Origin of the sequence: Lysinibacillus sp. C5.1 (assembly GCF_016350185.1) — a bacterium.
Classification (GTDB): Bacteria; Bacillota; Bacilli; order Bacillales_A; family Planococcaceae; genus Lysinibacillus; species Lysinibacillus sphaericus.
This window is the reverse complement of record NZ_CP066226.1, coordinates 3,339,235-3,361,560: the sequence shown is the minus strand read 5'-3', so window position 1 is coordinate 3,361,560 and position 22,326 is coordinate 3,339,235. Positions and strand designations below refer to the sequence as shown.

Annotated in this window: 29 protein-coding genes, 1 tRNA gene, 1 pseudogene and 1 riboswitch; of the genes and pseudogenes, 25 read left to right on the top strand and 6 right to left on the bottom strand. The window is 37.8% G+C overall.

The genetic code is table 11. The annotated features are described in order from the left end of the window. The first annotated feature begins 6 nt into the window (after window positions 1-6). Window positions 7-184, top strand: a riboswitch (Lysine riboswitch). A gap of 103 nt (window positions 185-287) precedes the next feature. Further along, window positions 288-1,517, top strand: coding sequence for an aspartate kinase (locus I5435_RS16455; protein ID WP_108029928.1), 1,230 nt, complete (start codon window positions 288-290; stop codon window positions 1,515-1,517). Window positions 1,518-1,614: 97 nt separating this feature from the next. On the opposite strand, the gene I5435_RS16450 is transcribed toward I5435_RS16455, so the two are convergent. Continuing rightward, the gene (locus I5435_RS16450; RefSeq protein WP_024363275.1) at window positions 1,615-2,049 is read right to left on the bottom strand and encodes a YslB family protein; all 435 of its coding nucleotides are present in this window, start codon (window positions 2,047-2,049) and stop codon (window positions 1,615-1,617) included. A 272-nt stretch (window positions 2,050-2,321) separates the two neighbouring features. Here I5435_RS16450 and I5435_RS16445 point away from each other — a divergent pair, with 272 nt between their 5' ends. From I5435_RS16445 to racE, 8 genes are all read left to right on the top strand, one after another. Beyond that, window positions 2,322-2,930, top strand: coding sequence for a succinate dehydrogenase cytochrome b558 subunit (locus tag I5435_RS16445; RefSeq protein WP_024363274.1), 609 nt, complete (start codon window positions 2,322-2,324; stop codon window positions 2,928-2,930). Window positions 2,931-2,997: 67 nt separating this feature from the next. After that, window positions 2,998-4,752: a succinate dehydrogenase flavoprotein subunit gene (gene sdhA, locus I5435_RS16440; RefSeq protein WP_024363273.1), complete on the top strand. Its 1,755-nt coding sequence runs from the start codon at window positions 2,998-3,000 to the stop codon at window positions 4,750-4,752. 5 nt (window positions 4,753-4,757) lie between these two features. After that, complete coding sequence (sdhB, locus tag I5435_RS16435; protein ID WP_024363272.1) at window positions 4,758-5,537, top strand: succinate dehydrogenase iron-sulfur subunit; 780 nt, start codon at window positions 4,758-4,760, stop codon at window positions 5,535-5,537. A gap of 212 nt (window positions 5,538-5,749) precedes the next feature. Continuing rightward, window positions 5,750-6,208 (top strand): acyl-CoA thioesterase, encoded by a 459-nt coding sequence (locus I5435_RS16430; RefSeq protein ID WP_024363271.1) that lies wholly within the window; start codon window positions 5,750-5,752, stop codon window positions 6,206-6,208. 71 nt (window positions 6,209-6,279) lie between these two features. Then, complete coding sequence (locus I5435_RS16425) at window positions 6,280-6,462, top strand: hypothetical protein (protein ID WP_108029927.1); 183 nt, start codon at window positions 6,280-6,282, stop codon at window positions 6,460-6,462. A 37-nt stretch (window positions 6,463-6,499) separates the two neighbouring features. Further along, the gene (locus I5435_RS16420) at window positions 6,500-6,721 is read left to right on the top strand and encodes a helix-turn-helix domain-containing protein (protein ID WP_004226437.1); all 222 of its coding nucleotides are present in this window, start codon (window positions 6,500-6,502) and stop codon (window positions 6,719-6,721) included. A gap of 74 nt (window positions 6,722-6,795) precedes the next feature. Continuing rightward, window positions 6,796-7,248, top strand: a complete 453-nt coding sequence (locus I5435_RS16415; RefSeq protein WP_024363269.1) for a MarR family winged helix-turn-helix transcriptional regulator — start codon at window positions 6,796-6,798, stop codon at window positions 7,246-7,248. Between the two features lie 10 nt (window positions 7,249-7,258). Beyond that, entirely contained in the window at window positions 7,259-8,056 is a 798-nt protein-coding gene (gene racE / locus I5435_RS16410; RefSeq protein ID WP_024363268.1) for a glutamate racemase, read from the top strand. Window positions 8,057-8,119: 63 nt separating this feature from the next. Here racE and trhA read toward each other — a convergent pair whose 3' ends face one another. Then, entirely contained in the window at window positions 8,120-8,761 is a 642-nt protein-coding gene (gene trhA, locus I5435_RS16405) for a PAQR family membrane homeostasis protein TrhA (protein WP_108029926.1), read from the bottom strand. 175 nt (window positions 8,762-8,936) lie between these two features. Here trhA and rph point away from each other — a divergent pair, with 175 nt between their 5' ends. The 5 genes from rph to I5435_RS16380 all read left to right on the top strand — a co-directional run bounded on the left by rph (window position 8,937) and on the right by I5435_RS16380 (window position 12,702). Then, the gene (rph, locus tag I5435_RS16400) at window positions 8,937-9,686 is read left to right on the top strand and encodes a ribonuclease PH (protein WP_024363266.1); all 750 of its coding nucleotides are present in this window, start codon (window positions 8,937-8,939) and stop codon (window positions 9,684-9,686) included. A 1-nt stretch (window position 9,687) separates the two neighbouring features. Beyond that, window positions 9,688-10,281, top strand: a complete 594-nt coding sequence (locus I5435_RS16395) for an XTP/dITP diphosphatase (protein WP_108029925.1) — start codon at window positions 9,688-9,690, stop codon at window positions 10,279-10,281. A 12-nt stretch (window positions 10,282-10,293) separates the two neighbouring features. Beyond that, entirely contained in the window at window positions 10,294-10,797 is a 504-nt protein-coding gene (locus I5435_RS16390) for a metallophosphoesterase (protein WP_108029924.1), read from the top strand. A 146-nt stretch (window positions 10,798-10,943) separates the two neighbouring features. Further along, window positions 10,944-12,410, top strand: coding sequence for a protein adenylyltransferase SelO (locus tag I5435_RS16385; protein ID WP_193768780.1), 1,467 nt, complete (start codon window positions 10,944-10,946; stop codon window positions 12,408-12,410). A gap of 127 nt (window positions 12,411-12,537) precedes the next feature. Continuing rightward, the gene (locus tag I5435_RS16380; RefSeq protein WP_081328050.1) at window positions 12,538-12,702 is read left to right on the top strand and encodes a DUF2639 domain-containing protein; all 165 of its coding nucleotides are present in this window, start codon (window positions 12,538-12,540) and stop codon (window positions 12,700-12,702) included. A 72-nt stretch (window positions 12,703-12,774) separates the two neighbouring features. On the opposite strand, the gene I5435_RS16375 is transcribed toward I5435_RS16380, so the two are convergent. Then, the gene (locus tag I5435_RS16375; RefSeq protein ID WP_108029922.1) at window positions 12,775-13,443 is read right to left on the bottom strand and encodes a hypothetical protein; all 669 of its coding nucleotides are present in this window, start codon (window positions 13,441-13,443) and stop codon (window positions 12,775-12,777) included. Between the two features lie 83 nt (window positions 13,444-13,526). Continuing rightward, a complete protein-coding gene (locus I5435_RS16370; protein ID WP_108029921.1) occupies window positions 13,527-14,273 on the bottom strand; it encodes an SDR family NAD(P)-dependent oxidoreductase in 747 nt (248 codons plus the stop codon). A 220-nt stretch (window positions 14,274-14,493) separates the two neighbouring features. Between I5435_RS16370 and I5435_RS16365 the strand changes: the two genes are divergently transcribed. Continuing rightward, window positions 14,494-14,567, top strand: a tRNA-Arg gene (locus I5435_RS16365). 172 nt (window positions 14,568-14,739) lie between these two features. After that, a pseudogene (gene tnpA / locus I5435_RS16360) lies at window positions 14,740-14,931 on the top strand (IS200/IS605 family transposase); the annotation flags it as partial. 194 nt (window positions 14,932-15,125) lie between these two features. Here the strand turns inward: tnpA and I5435_RS16355 are convergent. Further along, on the bottom strand, window positions 15,126-15,629 hold the full coding sequence (locus I5435_RS16355) for an ImmA/IrrE family metallo-endopeptidase (RefSeq protein WP_337982618.1): 504 nt from the start codon (window positions 15,627-15,629) through the stop codon (window positions 15,126-15,128). 107 nt (window positions 15,630-15,736) lie between these two features. Next, window positions 15,737-16,135 carry a helix-turn-helix domain-containing protein gene (locus tag I5435_RS16350; RefSeq protein WP_108029919.1) on the bottom strand — a complete coding sequence of 133 codons (399 nt, stop codon included), beginning with the start codon at window positions 16,133-16,135 and terminating at the stop codon, window positions 15,737-15,739. A gap of 153 nt (window positions 16,136-16,288) precedes the next feature. Between I5435_RS16350 and I5435_RS16345 the strand changes: the two genes are divergently transcribed. From I5435_RS16345 to I5435_RS16305, 9 genes are all read left to right on the top strand, one after another. Continuing rightward, entirely contained in the window at window positions 16,289-16,528 is a 240-nt protein-coding gene (locus I5435_RS16345; protein ID WP_108029918.1) for a helix-turn-helix transcriptional regulator, read from the top strand. 42 nt (window positions 16,529-16,570) lie between these two features. Continuing rightward, entirely contained in the window at window positions 16,571-17,266 is a 696-nt protein-coding gene (locus I5435_RS16340; RefSeq protein ID WP_337982617.1) for an ORF6N domain-containing protein, read from the top strand. 318 nt (window positions 17,267-17,584) lie between these two features. Further along, on the top strand, window positions 17,585-18,427 hold the full coding sequence (locus I5435_RS16335) for a DnaA ATPase domain-containing protein (protein ID WP_337982616.1): 843 nt from the start codon (window positions 17,585-17,587) through the stop codon (window positions 18,425-18,427). 141 nt (window positions 18,428-18,568) lie between these two features. Continuing rightward, complete coding sequence (locus tag I5435_RS16330) at window positions 18,569-18,754, top strand: hypothetical protein (RefSeq protein ID WP_108029916.1); 186 nt, start codon at window positions 18,569-18,571, stop codon at window positions 18,752-18,754. Between the two features lie 34 nt (window positions 18,755-18,788). Continuing rightward, window positions 18,789-19,202 (top strand): LuxR C-terminal-related transcriptional regulator, encoded by a 414-nt coding sequence (locus I5435_RS16325; RefSeq protein WP_193768779.1) that lies wholly within the window; start codon window positions 18,789-18,791, stop codon window positions 19,200-19,202. A gap of 814 nt (window positions 19,203-20,016) precedes the next feature. After that, window positions 20,017-20,412 carry an HK97 gp10 family phage protein gene (locus tag I5435_RS16320; protein WP_337982615.1) on the top strand — a complete coding sequence of 132 codons (396 nt, stop codon included), beginning with the start codon at window positions 20,017-20,019 and terminating at the stop codon, window positions 20,410-20,412. After that, the gene (locus I5435_RS16315) at window positions 20,405-20,842 is read left to right on the top strand and encodes a phage tail terminator family protein (RefSeq protein WP_337982614.1); all 438 of its coding nucleotides are present in this window, start codon (window positions 20,405-20,407) and stop codon (window positions 20,840-20,842) included. Before I5435_RS16320 ends, I5435_RS16315 begins: the two co-directional genes overlap by 8 nt. Next, window positions 20,820-21,023 carry a hypothetical protein gene (locus I5435_RS16310; protein WP_337982613.1) on the top strand — a complete coding sequence of 68 codons (204 nt, stop codon included), beginning with the start codon at window positions 20,820-20,822 and terminating at the stop codon, window positions 21,021-21,023. The genes I5435_RS16315 and I5435_RS16310 overlap by 23 nt, the downstream gene beginning before the upstream one ends. Beyond that, a complete protein-coding gene (locus I5435_RS16305) occupies window positions 21,023-22,318 on the top strand; it encodes a phage tail sheath C-terminal domain-containing protein (RefSeq protein ID WP_337982612.1) in 1,296 nt (431 codons plus the stop codon). The genes I5435_RS16310 and I5435_RS16305 overlap by 1 nt, the downstream gene beginning before the upstream one ends. Window positions 22,319-22,326: the final 8 nt, after the last annotated feature.

The window sequence follows — 22,326 nt, the reverse complement described above, 5'->3', positions numbered from 1 at the left end:
ATTTTAAGTGATGATAGAGGTGCAAGGTTCAATAGTAGCACATCGAAGGATGGACAAATCCAGTGATGATGTGTGAAAGGGGAGCTTGCCGAAGTGAAGTATCGTTGTTCCGAAACTTTGCTGGTTTTGCATTTAACAGATGTAGGACTGTCGAATCTTGACGTTTCGGAGAGCTATCACACATGCGCAAGCTATTTTATTGTACATGTTGCAGGCAGCTTTCACGTTATGTGAGGGCTGCCTTTTTGCTGTTCTAGAAACGAATCTAAAAAAGGAGAATGATGAAAATGGCAAGTATTGTATTGAAATTTGGTGGACCTGCAATCGCCTCAACAGAGCGGATTCAGGAGGTCGCTAAAATTGCAATGGCAAAAAAAGAGCGTGGCTATGATGTAGTAGTAGTGACAGCAGCGATGGGCCGTACAGCTAAAGACTTAACGAAAATGGTACGTGCATTATCAGATGATGCCTCTAAGCGTGAGATGGATGTACTGTTATCGACGAGCTCGCAACTATCAAGTGCACTATTTGCGATTGCTTTGCAAGAGGCCGGTTATGATGCAGTGTCATTAACTGGCTGGCAAGCTGGTGTGCAGACAGATGCAAAGCATTTTAATGCACGTATTGATCAAATCGATGTTCGTCGCATGCAAGAGCATATGACACAAGGACAAATTGTTGTTATTGCTGGGGAACAAGGGATGAATACTGCCAACAATATTACAACACTTGGAAAGGGTGGAGCAGAAACGACAGCAGTAGCCATTGCAGCAGCATTAGATGCAGAGCGTGTTGAGATTTATACAAATGTCGATGGTGTCTATACAGCTGATCCAAGTCATATTGAAAAAGCGAGAAAGTTACAGGAGATTTCCTATGATGAAATGTTGGAACTTTCGCATTTAGGATCACATATTCTACATCCACGTGCAGTGGAGTTAGCAAAAAAATTTCAAATCCCGGTGATTATTCGTTCAAGTGTAGTGGATACAGTAGGTACTTTATTGAAGGAGGAAGTTGAAATGGAGAAAAATTTAATTGTACGTGGTGTTGCTTTCGAAGCAGATATTATTCGTTTAACAATTGGCTATGATACATATTCAACTGCATCGTTAGCAGATATGTTTGCGATACTGGCAGAAAACCGCATTAATGTTGATATTATTGTTCAAGCTATTATTGAAGGTGTGAAACCATCTGTATCCTTTACCATTTTAAAAGAGGAATTTGCTGAAGCTTTACGAGTGTTAGAAAATAGTAAATTGTCACTTGGTTTTAGCTTTGCCGATTTTGAAATCGGCTTAGCGAAAGTGTCGATTATTGGATCTGGGATGGCATCGAATCCTGGAGTAGCTGCCAGAATGTTTGATCGCTTACGTCGAGAGGATATTCCAGTAAAAATGGTGAGTACGTCGGAAATTAAAGTCTCTGTTGTTGTGCCGCAAGACGAAATGATTCGAGCTGCTAATGCATTACATGAGGAGTTTAATTTAGAAGAAGAAATTCACAAACAGTAACTACTATATAAAATGATAAAAGGCATCAAGAGTAACATCTTGTTGCCTTTTGTCCCCACGTATAAGGTTTGTTCTAACAAAAGAATCCTTTAAACGTTTATTCATTTGTTATTGTATTCATAATACGTTCTTTAACATCCCATTTGACTGTAAACGTGACAAGCTGTTGTTTTTCACGCTTCTCATCATAACATTCAGTCAAGTAACCTTTTACTTGCTGAATTTGTTCAGCAATAAAGCCTGCTTCAAGTCTAAAGCTACGATTTTGAATTTGTAAAAGGGTTGGTTCATTCATTAAATGGAAAATGCGCCCATCTTTAGACTCCTTTGTCAATACTAGAGTACCCCAGCACGCATCTGCGAAAAATGCGATAAGTTCATCTTGACTTTTACAAGGAAACTTCCGTGCAAGCTCCTTGCCAGCCCAATATAGTACGTCATCCTCATGTTTACCAAGTATTGAAGATAGGACATGATCACGAATTAACTCATATCCAAATGATGAGATAGTATTAGATGGATTATTTAACATAGAAATCCTTCTTTCTTAGAATTTTCTTATAATTTAGCACCAATAAAGTAATGATAGATTTTTCGAGAAGAAACGACACGTTATGTACTAGATTGCTTCTTTAATAAGGTCTAGCAAAAACTCTATGTTACCTTGACGCTCGTAGCTCTTGAGAGTACAATAAACATGTCATAATATTGTACCATGATGAAATACACAGTCAATGGAGTATCATTTACAAAATGATGACTTCTTTTGTTGTGCTATTTTAAGTACTAAGGGGGGTAACAGTCTTGTCGAAAGATCGAGAGTTTTTATGGCGTCGCTTACATTCTCTACTTGGGATCATTCCAGTAGGTCTGTTTTTAACGATGCACCTATTCATTAACTTTACAGCAACAGGCGGAGCAGAAAGTTACAATGATGCTACCGCAGTAATGGAAAAAATTCCATTTCTTATCCTAGTTGAGTGGATTGTCATCTACATTCCATTAATGTTCCACGCATTTTATGGTGTGTTCATTGCATTCACAGCTACACCAAATACAGGGCGTTTCAGCACATACCGTAACTGGATGTTCTCATTACAACGCTTCACAGGTGTATTTTTAGTAATTTTCATTGCATGGCATATTTTCCAAACTCGTATTCAAAAAGCGCTTGGTACACACGTTGATTACGACATGATGGCAAATATCGTTGCAAATCCATTTATGCTTGGATTCTACATTGTTGGTATTTTATCAGCAACTTTCCACTTAACAAATGGTTTGTGGTCATTCTTAGTAAGCTGGGGTATTACACAATCACCACAGTCTCAAAAGATTGCTACTTATGTAACAAACGTTCTTTTCGTAATTCTAAGTGTAGTTGGTGTGGCTGCTATTTTAGCTTTCGTATAATTCAATAGAAGCTACTATAAGAGTACATGCAATCATTGCAATTTTTTAAGAGGAGTGAGAAATAATCATGGCGAAAAGCAAAATAATTGTTGTCGGCGGCGGTTTAGCTGGTCTGATGGCAACGATTAAAGCAGCTGAAGTTGGTACTGAAGTTGATTTATTCTCATTAGTTCCTGTAAAACGCTCACACTCTGTATGTGCGCAAGGCGGAATTAATGGTGCCGTAAATACAAAAGGTGAAGGGGATTCTCCTTGGATTCACTTTGATGATACAGTATATGGTGGGGATTTCTTAGCGAACCAACCACCAGTTAAAGGTATGTGTGATGCTGCCCCTGGTATTATTCACTTAATGGACCGTATGGGTGTAATGTTCAACCGTACACCAGAAGGTTTACTTGATTTCCGCCGTTTCGGTGGTACGTTAATGCACCGTACAGCATTCTCAGGTGCTACAACTGGTCAGCAATTACTATACGCGTTGGACGAGCAAGTTCGTTCTCACGAAGTAGCTGGTTTAGTTAACAAATATGAACACTGGGAATTCCTTGGTGTTGTTATCGATGATGACGGCGTTTGCCGCGGTATCGTTGCACAAAATATGCGTACAGAAGAAATTCAATCATTCCGTGCAGACGCTGTTATTATGGCGACTGGTGGCCCTGGTATTATCTTCGGTAAAACAACAAACTCTGTTATTAACACAGGTTCTGCTGCTTCTATCGTATACCAACAAGGTGCTTCATACGCGAATGGTGAGTTCATTCAAATTCACCCAACAGCGATTCCTGGGGACGACAAAAACCGTCTAATGTCAGAATCTGCTCGTGGTGAAGGTGGCCGTATTTGGACATATAAAGACGGTAAACCTTGGTACTTCTTAGAAGAAAAATACCCTGCATATGGTAACTTAGTACCACGTGATATCGCAACACGTGAAATTTTCGACGTTTGTGTAAACCAAAAACTTGGTATCAACGGCGAAAACATGGTGTACCTAGATCTTTCTCATAAAGATCCACATGAATTAGATGTAAAACTTGGTGGTATCATTGAAATCTACGAAAAATTCGTAGGTGATGACCCACGTAAATTACCAATGAAAATTTTCCCTGCAGTTCACTACTCAATGGGTGGATTATGGGTTGACTACAACCAAATGACTGAAATTCCTGGTCTATTCGCAGCGGGTGAATGTGATTACTCTCAACATGGTGCAAACCGTCTTGGTGCTAACTCATTATTATCTGCAATTTATGGCGGTATGGTTGCTGGTCCAAATGCAGTAGATTACGTTAAACATCTTAAAAAGCATGCTGAAGATTTATCGCAAGATATTTATGATGCACGTGTTAAAGAAGAGCAAGCGAAATGGGATGCTATCATGAAAATGGACGGCACAGAAAACGCTTACCTTCTTCATAAAGAGCTTGGTGAGTTAATGACTGCTACAATGACAGTTGTACGCTATAACGACCAACTTGAAGAAACATATAAAAAACTTGGTGAATTCCAAAAACGTTGGGAAAACATTAACATCAACGATACACAAAAATGGAGTAACCAAGGTGCTCACTTTACACGTCAGTTGAAAAACATGCTTTACCTAGCGAAAGTAATGACAAAAGGTGCTTTACTTCGTAATGAATCTCGTGGTGCGCACTATAAACCAGACTTCCCGCAACGTGATGATGAAAACTTCTTAAAAACAACAATGGCGAAATTCGACCCTGCTACAGGCGAGCCAGTGATCACATATCAAGAAGTAGACGTATCATTAATCCCACCACGTAAACGTGACTACTCTGCGAAAGGAGACTAAGAATTATGGAAATCGCAGCTAATACTGGAAGAATGGTAAAAGTTGAAATTTTACGTCAAGATACACAAGGTGGCCAAAGCTACTGGCAGAAATTCGAAGTTCCTTACCGTCATGGTATGAACGTTATTTCTGTGTTAATGGAGATTCAAAAAAATCCAGTGATGGCAAACGGTGAAAAAACTACACCAGTTTCATGGGATATGAACTGTCTTGAAGAAGTTTGTGGCGCATGTTCTATGGTAATCAATGGTCGTCCACGTCAATCATGTTCAACACTGATTGATCAATTGACTGAACCAGTACGCCTTGAGCCAATGAAAACTTTCCCGGTTGTACGTGACTTACAAGTTGACCGTGATCGTATGTTCAACGCACTGAAAAAAGTGAAAGCATGGGTACCAATCGATGGTACTTATGATTTAGGTGAAGGTCCACGTATGCCAGAAGGTAAACGTCAATGGGCTTATGAATTATCTAAATGTATGACTTGTGGTGTATGTATGGAAGCATGTCCAAACGTGTCTGAAAAAGCTTCATTCATTGGACCAGCACCATTATCACAAGTACGTCTATTTAACACACACCCAACAGGTGCAATGATTAAAGACGAACGTTTAAATGCAATTATGGGTGACGGCGGTCTTGCTAACTGCGGTAACTCTCAAAACTGTGTAGCTGCTTGTCCTAAAGGTATTCCTTTAACAACATCTATCGCATCTTTAAACCGTGCAACAACAGTGCAAATGTTCCGTAACTTCTTCGGTTCTGACCATTACGTTGACTAATTGTACAATGCTACTCCCTTACACAATAGTGTAAGGGAGTTTTTTTATAGACTGTTAGATAGAAGATGAGTGAAATCGTGAATAAAACACTAAAATTTCTGATTTTTCTATCATAATTGCCTCTCTTCCTTTATAATGAATTTGTATTCATTTTTTAACGATGGTAATACGAATAGATTAACAGTAGGCAATCACACAAAGGGGTTGGGGATATGAAAGCAAATTATATTGAAGACTTTGAGAAATGGGCAGAGGATTTTTCATTTTATATTGAGGTACGTGTGCGTTTTTCGGAAACGGATATGTATGGGCATATGAATAATACCGTTAGCTTTACATATTTTGAACAGGCTAGAATCGATTATTTTAATCATTTAGGCATATTAATGCCTTCTGCATTGGACGACAAGGTAAAGGGGATTCCGATTGTAGCAGATTTACAATGTGATTATCGAAAGCAAGTTTTCTTTAATGATGTACTTCGTATATATACAAAAGTAGCGAAATTAGGTAACTCATCAATGGATATCCATTACTTAGCGAAAAATCAAAAGGATGAAGTATGCTTTACAGGTCGTGGTACAGTAGTACAAATGGATCCACGAACAGGTAAAAGCGTGCCGATATCACAAGAAGAAAAGGCGCAATTAGCACAGTTAGCGATTATGTAATTTGCTATTCATTGAGTGCTTCATCTTTTTAAGTGAGGCAGAATGGAATATAGGCATGGATGGAGGTCGGCGTGGAATTTCTTGTGGCAGGTAACGCAGATTTTCCCGAGCATGCTCGAAAAAAGAAGCTAGGGCGTCAAGAATTCCATTTTTCATGTCATTTGTCGCGCGAAAAAGAAGAACTTCTGAAATTTTTGTGGAAACTCGGTGTATTCATGAAAATAGCCGTCACCGCTCAACACTCCTTAACATAAGTTACAATACGTGCGGGGGAGGAGGGTGTGACTGAAAATGAATGGCTCTCATCATCGTTCTCTTTTAACAAACCGAGAACGTGAAATATTTGCGCTTTTATTAGCTGAAAAAACAACGAGGGATATTGCAGAGCAGCTTGGTATTAGTGAAAAAACAGTGCGAAATCACATTTCCAATACAATTCAAAAGCTAGGTGTAACAAATCGATCTCAAGCGTTAATTGAGCTGTTACGCTTAGAAGAATTCAAATTAGACTAATGGACACTTGCTATTTCGTGAAAAAAACGACAAAATAGAACTATTCAACGCATGTTTAGGAGTGGAATAGTTATATGTCGGATGAAGTAACAAAGCACTCACCTGAAACCGTTGCAACGGTTGAAAAGGAACTACGCTATATTGCGGCCATTGTGAAGCAAAAAGGAAGAGAAATTGTTTCACAATATACAATTACGCCGCCACAATTTGTTGCATTACAGTGGTTAGAAGAGCTCGGTGATATTACAATTGGCGATTTATCAAACCGTTTATACTTAGCTTTTAGTACGACAACAGATTTAGTGGATCGTATGGAGAAAAATGAATTAGTCAAGCGAGTGCGTGATGAAAATGATCGCCGGGTCGTTGTCGTTCATCTTCTCGAAAAAGGCGAACGAATTATTCAAGAGGTTATTGAAAAAAGACAGCAATATTTGCAAGAAATGCTTGTAGGATTTAACGAACAAGAAGTCGCGCAATTATCGAGCTATTTACAAAAACTACATGTACACATGAAACAGGATTGAGGCGGAAAGTATGAATGCCCCGATAGGCGTTATTGATTCAGGAGTAGGCGGTCTAACCGTAGCAAAGGAAATAATAAAACGATTGCCAAACGAAACGATTTATTATATCGGTGATACAGCAAGATGTCCGTATGGTCCACGAACTCGACAGGAAGTACGGAATTTTACTTGGCAAATGGCCAAAGCACTCGAAAAAATGAATATTAAGATGCTCGTCATAGCTTGTAATACAGCGACTGCAGTAGCACTCGAAAGTTTACAACGTAATATGCCTTTTCCGGTACTAGGCGTTATTAATGCTGGCGCACGTGCAGCTGTAAAGAAAACGAAGCGACATGAAGTCGTTGTGCTTGCAACAGAAGGTACAATTAAAAGTGGGGCGTATGAAGAAGCCTTATTGTCTTTGAATACGTCTACCCACATTATTCCATTGGCTTGTCCAACGTTCGTACCACTAGTGGAAAGTGGCGAATATAAAGGACAATTTGCAAATAATTTAATTGCAGAAGGCTTAAAACCGTTAAAAAACGAACAATTTGATACGGTCATTTTAGGGTGTACGCATTACCCGATTTTGCAAAAACAAATTGAAGCTGTCGTCGGAGAAGATGTTTTCGTGCTATCTTCTGCGGAAGAAACAGCAAAGGATGTCGAGGAAATGCTTGCGTATAATGGTACTTTAGCAGATACAAATGCTAAGCCCGCACATAAATTTTATGCAACGGGTTCTGTGCCGATTTTCCGTTCCATTGCAGAAAATTGGTTAGAACAAGGTACGCTTGACATACACCGTATTACATTAAAATAAAATCAGCTTAGCTTACGAGCTAGGCTGATTTTTTTAGTCGTCATTATATTGAAATAGACAATTTTACATAAACAAATAAATCGCAACGAACATCGTTGCACTTCCTGCCATCACAAAGACATGCCATATTGCGTGGTTGTACTTTATTTTTTTGTTTTTGTAAAAAAATGTGCCAGCAGTATAAAAAATACCGCCGAGTAAAAGTGTCATAAACCCGTTGAATGAGATATAAGCGACCAATGGTTTATAGGCAAAGACAATCAGCCAACCCATGCCAATGTACACAATCAACGAGATTTTTTTGAAACGATGGACGAAAAATTGTTTTAAGACGATGCCGATAAAGGCAAGAACCCATTCGATGATAAATATGCTCATTCCTAATTTTCCACCTACGGCAATAAGCGCTACAGGTGTATATGTTCCTGCAATTAATAAGAAGATGGAGCTATGATCTAATTTTTTCAAAAGCACTTTATGTGTGGGCAGTGCATGATATAAGGTCGATGCTATGTATAAACAAAACATCGAAATACCAAAAATAATGTAACTAATAAGCTCGGTGCTTGTACCGGTTGTTAGAGCTTTATGCACTAATAGAAGGGTAGCAGGAACTGTTAAAAATGCACCGATTCCATGTGTTAGCGCATTCCAAAATTCTTCCTTTATGGTATAACTACTATGCTCAATTGTTGATTGAGACATGACCATCACCTCTTTCTTTATTATATTACTATAACAGCTTAAGATTTTTCATTGTAGATGAAAATGTAATGCAATTGATATGATAAATATCATATATTGCATGTAGTAAATCGTCGCATCAGTGGAAAATATGATAAAATAAGGGCGCGAAAGATTTTAGGAGGCACGATGAATGATGACAAGATTTGATGGTAGAGATGCAGATGCATTGCGTCCTGTGAAAATGGATAGCGAGTATTTATTGCATCCAGAAGGCTCGGTATTAATCCAAGTTGGAAATACGAAAGTAATTTGTACAGCAACGGTTGAAGATAAAGTACCAGGTTTTTTACGCGGACAGGGCAAAGGTTGGATTACAGCTGAGTATTCAATGTTACCTCGTGCCACAGCACAACGAACACCACGTGAATCGTCACGCGGGAAAGTGAACGGACGTACAATGGAAATTCAACGTCTGATTGGTCGCGCATTACGTGCTATCGTCGATTTAGAAGCGTTGGGAGAACGTACAGTATGGATTGACTGTGATGTGATTCAAGCAGACGGCGGAACACGAACTGCTTCGATTACAGGGGCATTTGTCGCAATGACACAGGCAATTGCCAAGCTTGCTGAAGAAAAACAACTAGAAAAATTCCCTGTTACTGATTTTTTAGCGGCTACAAGTGTTGGCATTGTTGAAGAGCAAGGTGCCGTTTTAGACTTAAATTATGTAGAAGATGTAGATGCAGCGGTAGATATGAATATCGTCATGACAGGAGCAGGCCGTTTTGTAGAATTACAAGGGACTGGTGAAGAAGCGACCTTTTCACGTGAGGAATTAAATAACTTGCTTGCATTAGGTGAAAAGGGCATTCGTGAGCTTATTGAACTACAAAAACAAGCGCTTGGAGAAATAGCTCATAAAGTAGGAGGAAACTGCTAATATGAAACAAGTTGTAATTGCTACAAAAAACAAAGGCAAAGCAAAAGATTTCGAAGCATTGTTTGGGCCGCTCGGTTATGAAGTGGTGACGATGTTTGATGTCGCACCGGACATGGAAATTGAAGAAACAGGCACAACATTTGAAGAAAATGCCGTGTTAAAAGCAGAGGCTTTAGCAAAAGAGCTTGCAACGATTGTTATTGCGGATGATAGTGGTTTAGCTGTAGATGCGCTTAATGGGGAGCCAGGTGTTTATTCGGCACGCTATGCTGGTGATCATGATGATGAGGCAAATATGGTAAAACTATTGCAAAATTTACAAGGTATAGAAGATGACAAGCGCACAGCTCGCTTTTGCTGCTGTATTGCTATTGCGGGTCCTGATTTTGAAACAACAACAGTGTTCGGCACGTGCGAAGGTGTCATTGCACATGAAAAACGTGGAACTAATGGTTTTGGCTATGACCCTGTCTTTTTTGTACCAAGTTTAAATCGTATGATGGCTGAATTAACACCAGAAGAAAAAGGGGCTATTTCTCACCGAGGAAATGCCATTCGCAAGTTAAAGGAACAATTGCCAAACCTTATTAAGTAAGAGGTGATATCCATGCAAATAGTGGTCATGAGTGATACACATGGAGATAGCCATGTAATTGACCAAGTACGTGGCTTTTATCCGCATGTCGAAACGATGATTCATTGTGGTGATAGCGAACTGCCTTTTTCCCATGCTGCATTAGATGGCATGAAAAAAGTGCGGGGAAATTGTGATCTTGATAAAGCCTTTCCAGAGGAAATAATTGTGCAAGTGGGAGATGCTGCCCTTTTTGTCACACATGGTCATTTATTTAAAGTTAAATCATCCATGTTGGCATTATTGTATCGCGCAAAGGAAGTCGATGCACATATTGTGTGCTTTGGTCATTCTCATCTATTAGGTGTCGAAATGATTGATGATGTCTTATTTATCAATCCAGGAAGTTTATTAAAGCCAAGAGGTGGCAATGAAAAAAGCTTTGCAGTTATAGACATTCAAGCTAGCTATTATCAGGTGGATTTTTTCACAGAGAACAATGATCGTTTGTCAACGCATACGTTTGTTCGCGCATAACTAAACTTATTAAAAACGCTTAAGATTCTATTAAAAGAGAGTTTAAGCGTTTTTCTATTTATGGATTACAAAGGCTTTGGAAAATACGTCCACGAATGAATTGCATGTTAGTAGAAAGACTAAATGAAAAGAACAAGGGTGATCAAATGACTAAGGCAAATAATATTGGTTGGAATTTTGATAATAGCTATGCTCGTCTACCAAATTCATTCTATAGCCATCTTCAATTAAATCGCGTGCATGCACCTAAGTTGGCGATTTTAAATGAAGCAGTGGCAAAGTCCCTTGGATTAGATTATAGTGCGCTTCAACAAGAAGATGGGATTGAGGTGCTTGCGGGTAACGAGATACCAAAGGGGGCATTGCCGCTTGCACAGGCATATTCAGGACATCAATTTGGACATTTTAATATGTTAGGGGACGGTAGAGCACTTCTTCTAGGCGAACAAATAACACCTTCTGGGGAGCGCTATGACATCGGACTCAAAGGTTCAGGACGAACGCCTTACTCTAGAGGAGGTGACGGCCGTGCAGCACTTGGCCCGATGCTACGTGAATATATTATTAGCGAAGCAATGTTTGCGTTAGGTATCCCAACTTCCCGTAGTTTGGCAGTAGTGACAACAGGAGAACCAGTACATCGTGAAACAGAACTACCTGGTGCGATTTTGACGCGTGTTGCAAGTAGTCATTTACGTGTAGGGACATTTCAATATGCGGCACAATGGGGTAGCGATGAAGAGCTTCAGAAGTTAGCTGATTATGCAATCCAACGCCATTTCCCAATGATTGAACAGACGGAAAATCGCTATTTGAGCTTGCTTCAAGAAGTTATGGGAAGACAGGCAGCCCTTATTGCCAAATGGCAACTAGTCGGCTTTATTCATGGTGTAATGAACACAGATAATATGACGATTAGCGGTGAAACGATTGATTATGGTCCTTGTGCTTTTATGGATCGTTATAATCCAGCAACAGTTTTTAGCTCCATCGACCGACAAGGACGCTATGCTTATGCCAATCAGCCGCCTATTGGAGGATGGAATATTACGCGTTTTGCTGAAACGCTCCTTCCACTTATCCATGACGACCCAGAAGATGCTATAGCACTAGCTCAGCAAGTGATTGAGCAATATCCGCAGTTGTACTATACAAACTGGTTAGCGGGAATGCGCGCAAAGCTCGGTCTCTTTAATGAAGAACAGCAAGATGCCGCACTAATAGATGAACTTCTAACGTTAATGGAAAAGCATGAAGCAGATTATACAAATACATTCCGTTCACTAACGTTTCAAAGATGTGAAGGAACGGCGCTTTGTGATAGTATGGAATTTAAAAAGTGGTACGAACAGTGGCAAGCAAGAAGACAAAGGCAAGAGCCATCCAAAGCACAATCACAGCAGTTAATGCGAGACACCAACCCTGCTGTTATTCCGCGAAACCATCGGGTAGAGGAAGCGTTAGAAGCGGCTGTTACACGCGGTGATTATCGTGTTATGGATAAGCTATTACAGGTGCTATCTCAGCCGTACGCTCATTTAGCGGAACAAGAAGCGTATGCCACGCTACCAGCACCATCCAACTGTCCATACCAAACGTTTTGTGGCACATAATGGACTGTAAACAAAGGATTATTTCTTGTCCTTTGTTTTTATTTTGGTGTAACAAGGGGTAGCGGTAACAGCATAAAACCTTTGCGCATACGCTATGGATGACTAACAGAAAAGGAGACGGTGCAACTTGCATCAATATTCAAAAGGTTGGTTTGTCAAAGAGCTACGCGCAAAAGGGATTTTAGTGCATCCTCAATTAAAAACACATCTAGGCAAGTTTAAAGAATCTGAATTAAGGAATTTATATTACCGCTATGTGGAGCTACAACAAACCGATACGGAGCAATCATAGCTTTTTTCTCCAAGACGAAAAACCAGATTGATGGACAAATGCTGATTGTCGATGAATCTGGTTTTTTATTTATTATGAATAAAAGCGGTAGCAAAACTGCATGACAATGGCATTTGCTATCATGTCTGACATGGCAAGTGCCTCTGCCTCTATATCATCAAACACTTGCACGTCTGATTGATAGTCTTTTTGAATCATCGTCACGGCTTCTTTTTTCGTTAAAGCTAAATGGCGATAAAACATTTGCTGCACAGCTTCTTTAGTTAAATATGGATTAATGGAACTTAAAAATATGGCAATGTCATCGGCATTACGATACCATTCTTGTTCTTTAGCCGCTGCTGTTGCCGCATCTCCTTTATTCGCCGCTGTAACAAGCTGCGCTGCAATAAGTAAATGCTCTTTTATTAGCTCTGCATAGCGATCTGCTATTTGATCGCCGTAAAAGGGGCGCAGACAATTACCTAAATCCGTCGCATTGCGTAAAAGACGTGCTTGCACAAATGGTAAATCCGGCAAATTAAAGACAATACTTATAATGGTCATCCTCGTCCAATTAACATGCTCCATCCACAACAGTCGATTCATCGCCATAAAATCAGCCTCTGCTTTACTAATGCATCTGCGATGATCCTGTTGCGGCTGTAAAAAGTGCCGAATAGGCGCTGTATACTGGTTGGATGGAGCCGTATAGATGACGCTTAAAGAATTCCCGGAATAGCTGTTTGAATATGGAAACAATGCACACCACTCCCTTAAAAAATTCATTCTAGTGTAGAATACTCTACACGATCCTTGAATGTGCAAGAATCCAGATGCGTCCATTATTCCTCATAGATCATTTTCTTTGTCATGCCTCCATCGACCGTAATATTAATCCCTGTGACAAATCGATTCGCAGGATTTGTTAAGTACAGACAAGCTTGTGCAATATCTTCCGGCACACCAACACGCCCTACTAGATGTTGTTCATGATCGATAGCACGTAGCTGTTCATAATCACCGGTTTCAATCCAGCCAGGTGATATACAATTGACCGTAATGTTATCTGGACCGAAAGAGCGGGCTAATGCATGCGTTAACGCTACAATACCGCCCTTGGAAGCGGCATACGCTTCACTATAAGGCTCAGACATAAAAGCCCGTGTAGAGGCTAAAGAAACAATCGAACCTCCAAGCTCATTTGTTCGCATGATTTTAGCCGCTTCTCTAGAACAGAATAAAACACTCGTTAAATTCGTTTGTAAAAGATTATGCCACTGCGCAACCGTAATATCATAAGGTGACACATGCTCAAACTTACCCGCATTATTAATTAAAATCGTAATCGTCCCAAAATGTTGGACCGTTTGCTGCATTAACGCAACAATATCTTGTTCCTTAGACACATCCGCCTCCACAAACAATGCCGAATACCCTTGCTCATTGCAGTCTTGCGCTAATTGATGCCCCAGCTCTACATTCACATCTGCAATTACAACCTTGGCACCACGCTGTGCATATGCACGCACAATCCCTTCTCCAATTCCTTGCGCACCACCAGTCACCACAACCACCGACTTTTCAAACATACACATACCTCCATTTTTGCTTATTATTTTAACAAAAAATAAGACAATGTAATGCAGTGAAATAACATAAAGAAAGCTATAGCATCATACAATAAATAGGTATATAATATTTTCAAGGCAAACCTTGCCTCCATAGTAAAATTCATGTTGACATTATGTAATAAAGGACATATAATAAATATTGTCTTTCCTAAGAGGTTTTTAGGAACACACACACCATGTCTCAGTAGCTCAGCAGGATAGAGCAACGGCCTTCTAAGCCGTCGGTCGGGGGTTCGAATCCCTCCTGGGACGCTAACGTAAGCCTTACAGCCACAACGGTTGTAAGGCTTTTTATTGTGTTTTTTTGAAAACCCCTTGCTATGCGAGGGGTTCTAAAGAGCTTCTAGCTATGGACAAGAAAAAATCCCCAGCCGTACGATAAATTCAGGTCTGGTCAACCGACTTCGTACAAAAGGGGATCCAAATGGATAATAAAAGTTTAGCACACACAACATGGAATTGTAAGTATCACATCGTCTTTGCGCCAAAATATAGAAGGCAGATTATTTATGGACAAATTAAAGTAGATGTAGGTAGAATTCTTCGCCAGTTATGTGAAAGAAAAGGAGTAGAAATAATTGAAGCAACAGCTTGCCCTGATCCTATTCACATGTTGGGTAGCTAATTGTTTCATTTCAGGGCAAAAGGGTTGCGCATTCATTTGAAAATAATATGGTTATTCTATTCGTTTATCGGCATCATCTTCGAACTGACTATTTTTGATGTTCTTAGATAGAATGGTTACTACTTTTTTCGTTTACACTATTTCACTCTGACTAACACTAATTATTGCAGTTAATCAATCGTAATTTAACGTACTTCACAATAATTACTCCCTTCAGTGAGTCTATAACCATCAAAATAATGATTATTAAGATAGTGATATAATCTTTTCTTCGCAAAATCGTATTCTACATGAAAGAACGCTTGAATTGTAATAATTGCTTTTTCCTCATTTGAAGGTAGTTTTAGCTTATTAAGCATAAAAGTGGGTACACAGGCTTGGAGAGCAAAACTATTTGCTTTCCATTCTTGATATTCTCTAAAAAGCTGAATTGATTTAGCTTGATTACCAGAGTGTACCGTCGCATGACATAACTCATGCCCGAAATCCTGCCACTGCCTTTCTTCAGACAATCTAGAATCAATAAAAATTACATTTCCTGTATTGGTAGAATCGTAAGGTAAAAAGTATAGTGTAAAACCAAGGCGTGAGGCGATTAATCCTGGATTAAGATGTTTAGGTGTTGTCACATCAATACTTGTATATAATTCACGAATATAATCTTCTAGATGAGTATAAATAAAATTCATAATATCCCCCTTTTATCAAACATATGTTCTGTTTATGGTAACAAAAAAATTCACCAAAGAAAAGGCGAATTTTAAAATGATTGGAAACGTTGCAAATTATTGTGATTTTATTTTTTGTTTTCTTGTTGCCGTTTCAATACTTCATAGAAAACTTCAAATTGTTCTAACGCATCCAGTAAATTTTCTGGCTGGTTTTTAAAAAATAAATCTTCTCTAGTTAAAAAGAAATCAATTACCTCTTTTTGATATGCACTTAGATTGTTGTATTCATTATCAGAGATGCCAGCTTGGGTATGTAAAGCTCCTTTATTATCTGTTCTCCCTAAAAGATAATCTATAGACACATTATAGTAGTCCGCAATTTTTTCTAAAATTTCATAATCAGGATTTCTTTTACCTTGTTCATAAGCAGTATAAGCTGGTCTAGTAATGCCTAGAATGTCTGCTATATCTTGTTGCGTTTTGTTATTTGATTTTCGTAGATATTTCAAGCGTCCACCTAGCATAATTTCACCTCGCGTTTCTAAATATCATTATATGTAACAAATTGTTACTAATCCAATAAAAAATAAAAATGTAACGAAACGATACAAATATGATTGACTAAGTAACGAATTGATACTATATTATAAATAAGCTATATGAAAGTTGGTGAATAATTGGAAAATCGAACTTGGTTAAAGACAAAACGTTTAGCAAATAATCTGACTCATGATGATGTCGCTAAAGCATCTGGAATTAAACGAGCATATTATACCATGATTGAACAAGATAAACGCAGGCCTTCTGTACATGTTGCTAAATCTATTGCGGTAGTACTAGATTTTGATTGGGTTCTTTTTTTTGATGATAAAAGTAACGATTCGTTACAAAATGGCTGTGTAAATGTGTTTGTGTAGCGATATGATACAAAGTTTATTAATAAAGGAGGATATATTGACATGAAATTATTACAAATTATCTTATATGAAAATTGTAGAATCCTTACGACAGCACAAATTGCTGAAAGTTATGGAACAATTAGTGACCATATTTATAAAAACTTTTCAGAAAATAAAGATCGATATAAAGAATATAAGCACTTTATCAAATTAGAAGGTAAGGAATTATTGAATTTTCGAGAAACGCAACAACACTTACAAATTTCCAATCAGGGTAGAGCGTTATATCTTTGGACTGAAAAGGGAGCTTGGCTACATGCTAAATTTCTAAATACAGATGAAGCTTGGGACGCGTATGAAAATTTAGTAGACGAATACTACACGGTGAAAGAAAATGTAATTCCTTTATTTAAAAATCAAACACATGTGACCGATCTTCGTACAACTGCTGATTTAGTGAAAGATACTCAAGCAATTCAACAAGAACAGCATGGACAGGACCTGTCTATGATTATCGAAAAATTTAATGAACAAATAACATTAACTTCTGGTGAACAACGCGCTGTACGAAAAGAAGTTGCCATAAAAGTTTATGAGATTGAAGATGATACAAACATCCAACCTAAATTATTTCGTGAATTGCATCGTGAAATTAAGAATCGTTTTGCTGTAGCTAGTTATAAAGATATTCGTAGGAAAGATTTGCAAAATGTACTGAATTACATTCGATCTTGGATTCCTCGAAAGGTATCATAACTCTCGTTTTGTGTGTGGATATATTAATTGTTGAAGTTTGGTTTGTGAGTTGAACAAGGGTGTTGTCATCAAACAATTAGTTAGCACCAATCTATAGTCTTAGCAAGGGGCGAATAACAAAGTTAATTTCAAGTCTAAAAGATAAGGGCAATGTCATTGTGGACCTAATCTACAAACCTGGCACAAAAGTTATTGACCGACGTATTAACAAAACGACTAGAGTGAATGTTCAAACGTGTTGATACCCAGTCAGGAGAATAATACAGTTTTTAATAATACATTGCAATGTAATAACTACAGATGGGCAGGTGAAGATTAGTGCAAAAAACGGGCGACAGAATGGCAGAAGTCATGGAGGAGCTAATGGCGAGAAGCAAGCAATATTTGGAGACTACTGTAGCGATTGAGGAAACTCAATATAACTGTTCTAAGTGTAGGGATACTGGTAGTTACTTAGTCCGTAAAAAAAATGGTTACTATATCCGAGGTGTTGAAGTGGAGCAAGACTATTATGTCGTTTGTGAATGCAACATGATGCTCAAGATTAATAGACTTATTGAATCGAGTGCAATTACAAAAGAGTTTCAGAAAATGAGCCTTAAAAACTTCTCGACGGATAATGTTCATCCCAAAGTTGTAGAAATGAAAAGTAAAGTGAAACAGTATTATGCAGCCTTTGAAGAAATTAGAGGTTTCAGACAAAACAGCATCATGCTTGTGGGACAACCTGGGTGTGGCAAGACACACTTATTAACCGCTATATCTAACTATCTGATCCATTCAAATCAAGTGCCTGTTCTATACTTTCCATACAAAGATGGCTTGAACAAGATCGCTGCTAACAATTTTGAACGTAAAATGGAAATTATGACTCAGATGAAGGAGGTTGATGTCTTGTTCATTGACGATTTATTTAAGCCAATCGGTGGGAAAGTTAATGTGAAGTCGTGGCAGACTGAGGTCATCTTCGAAGTGGTAAACGCTCGTTATTTGAGCAACAAACCTTTATTAATATCTAGTGAATTGTCTCTTGATGACATGCTTTATATCGATGAGGCTTTAACTAGTCGACTGTTTGAAATGACGCAAGATTTCATAGTGACTATTCAGAAGGATAAGAAAGTGAACTATCGATTGCGCAAACTATTTGAAAAAAAATAGAGAGACCCCCATCCCTTTATCGGAGGGAGAATAGATGACGAAACAACAGGAAAAAACGTTTTAGTTTTAATAAATGGATATAAAGCATTTAAAAGTGGAGTATTAACAGTTCGTTATGAATCAGATATGGGAGGTAGCAGTTTGAATCCAATATTTTTAGGTTTTGGAGTAAAACCGTATGCAGTCATCATATGGCGTAAAGGGGATGAGAATAAATCGAAAACAATTTGCTTTGACGAGTGTGAATTACAAACAGCATTAGCAATGCATATTAATCCCAATGGCTTTTATCATCGATATGAGCCGAAAATTTACTACTCTGCATAGAGGAGAATATCATTACACTTAGGAGGGAAAATTTATGTTAAAAGAGAGAGCACTAGTTATTACACCGGATGTTTTGGATTCAATGATTACAGACTACCATTGGATGGTTAACGCTATCAAAGAAATGCGAGAAGAAATGGTCATAGGGGCAAAGACGGCACAATATGGTATTGAGGCGTCATTACCAAAGGCGGTAGGCGGGATAGGTGATCCAATTATGCAAGAGGCTATTAGACGATCGAAAAATAATAAACGTGTTGCAGATTACGAGAAAAAGATATTAGAGGTTCAGAAACTTCTTGAAAAAGTTACAGGCGATAGGGAGATACAAGTATTAAATTGGATGTTAGATGGAAAATCTAAGCGTTGGATAGCAAAAAAAATGGAATTGAGTCACACACAAATACAAAATATTAAAGAAAATATTTTAATCAAAATGTTAGCTTAAAAAGGATCCCTCATATAAATTGAGGGATCCTAAAACTTTTTATTGGCCTGAAACTTTGTCTACTTGTGTTGTTATAAATCTTTTTTTAAAGGATAAGTGCAAGCTGAATTACATTTTGTTCAACTTTTTTCCATCTGGCAATTTGGTAATTCTTCTTGCATTTTAACTAATAGTCTCTTAGGGATACACTGAATGAAAGCAATCAGTAGAAACATTCCATACTTTCCAGAGTTGCCATACTTTAAATATTATGTGAGTTAGAAATAATAATGTAAACTAGGCTATAGGCAGGTTAGGTAAGATTTCTTTTGTTTATATTATATTTTGAATTTAGGGAAAGCCAATAGTTCCAAAGTTAATGCGAACAACTTAATAGTATATAAATGGATTTTTCTATCGGTCGTAGGTAACTACGATTTCAAACTTTCCAAAGTTGCCATACTTTAAACATTATGTGAGTTAGAAATTATCATGTAAACTAGATTTAGGCAAGTTATCTAAGATTTTCTTCTGTTTGTATTATATTTTGAATATAGGGAGAAACAACAAAGTTAACAATAGTATATAAAAAGATTTTATCAATCGGTCGTAGGTAACTACGACTTTTTATTATGCCTAATCTCGTCTTTTTCGAACTTGTAGACGTTAAAGAATAAGTTTTTAAATGTTACCGTTACACTATTTTAGGAAAAGGAGGGCTAGAGCTATTAAAAGAAAGTTGTATAATTTTTTAGGATGAGGAGGTGTTATCAGCAAAAAATGATTTCTCTATGTATCGAACGAAGTTGTCCTTTAAAAGGAGGGTGTTTACTTAATGGCATTTGAATTTAAGGAAGTAAAGCAGTTAGCTGAAAACTTAAAAGAACTCACTATTACAACTGAGAAGATACACAAAAAAGTGGCTGAGAGAGTTGCTCAAATAGCTATTAAGAAAGTGAAAATGCTTACACCTGTAGATAATAATGGGTTTCGTGATAAATGGAAATTCCATATTGTTAAAGAGGGTAATAATTTTATCATTATTATTTATAATCAGTTAGAATATCCGATTTTTGTTGAGAAAAGGCATAATGTCATAACTGGACGAACAGCAGGTTTTGTAGATGGTCAATATATACTTAAACTCACGGAACAAGAAATGGAACATCTTATACCTCAAATGTGGGAACATGAAATCGAGAAGGAATGGGGGCGTAAAATGGGTGGTTAATGTAACAGATCGTATTAAAACGTTAGCAATCATGCAATTACGATCTTTGTATCCTGATAACAATCAATATCAAATTTACAATAAACTAGTTAAGCAAGACTTAAAATTACCTGCATTTTTAGTTCGAATCATAAACGTGCATCAAGAGCGAAGTATGAAGAATCAAGCAATTCGGACCTATTCATTTAGCATCGTCTATTTACCATCTACAGATGAAATAGATGATGAATGCTTAAATGTACTGGAAGTTATCCAAAACAACTTTAAATACCTTGCGGATAGTTTCCAAATACATGAAATAGAAGGGGAAATAGTTAATGAAACACTAATGATTAATTTTCAAGTGAAAGTGAGACTTTATGACAGTCAAGAAGAAACGAAAATGAAAACATTGGAGGGCATTGGATTTGACACAAATAATGACTTTTAAACAAAAAACAGTGAAGCAGCCAGGGAATAAAAAATTCTCTAAGGCTGCTTTTTTAGATAGCGCTCAATCTTCAAAAGAGCGTTTAGAGTATCAAGTTGTGCTTCAAGATGGCGTAACTTATACAAAAATAGAAGCTGATAAACAAGTATCCGAGTGGAAGCAAAAAGGAGGAATTGCATAATGGGTGGAATTTGGGAAACGCAAAATAAAGTACGTCCTGATGCTTATATTAATTTTGAAACAAACAGTTTAAATACAATGGGACTTGATTCTAATGGGGCTCTAGTTGTACCTGTGACACTTGATTGGGGTGATGTTGGTAAGTTTACTAAACTCTCTTCAAATACAAAGTTTAGGAGCTTATTCGGTAAAGCACTGGGTGATATTTTACCTCTTCGAGAAGCTTTTAAGGCTACTGGAAATGTTTATTTGTATAACCTTAATGGCGTTGGTGAGAAAGCGAAAGCGACAGTTGAAGGATTAACAGCTACTGCGAAGTTCGGTGGAACTGATGGAAATAGGATTCACATTATTACGACAACTGGATTAGACGGTTCTACAACAGTAAAAACCTATTTTGACGGTATTCAAGTGGACTTACAAAAGGTGATTACTTTCGAAGATTTAAAATCAAATGAATATGTATTGTTTAATGGTTCATTACCAACAGGTGATGCTACTTTGACTTTAGCTGGTGGAACAACAGTAGCTGCTACAAACGAGTCCCTATCTGGGTTCGCGTCTGCATTGGATACTTTGAATTTTAAGGTAGTGGCATATGGGACTGCTGACAATACAATAAAAGAGTTACTTGCCTTAAAAGTAAAAGAACTGCGAGAACAAGCAGGTAAACGCGTTACATTCGTTACGAATAATTATAATGCAGCAGACCATGAAAGCACAGTATCGATTAAAAATGGCGTCACACTTGATGGTGGGGAAATCTTAAGTGCAAATGAGGCGGTGTACTGGTTTGGTGCAGCATTTGCAGCATCCACTGTAGGTTCATTAACATATGCAAAATATCCGGGTGCAATAGAAGCGGAAGCGATGACCAATGATGAAATCATTAAAGCATTACAAGACGGTCATATTGTCTTCACTTTCAATAATGATGAAGTAGTAGTAGAGCAGGATATAAATACTTTCCATTCATTTACACCGTCTAAAAACCAAGATTTCCGTAAAGGAAAAATTGATCGAGGAATGACTATTGTTGAAAATAACACACGCCACATTTTCCGAAAATACTTCATCGGTAAAGTGAATAATAATGAAGATGGAAGAGATTTATTTAAGAAGCAATTAATGAAAACAGTGCTCGATCCATATGTTCGGTTAGGGGTGATCAATCCATATTTGCCTGAAGATATTACTGTTGAGCAAGGTGATGAAAAAGATGCCGTATTTGCAGTGATTGGTATCAAGTTTATCGATGCAATGGAAAAATTATATATGCGCGTTGAGTGTAAATAAAAGGGGGA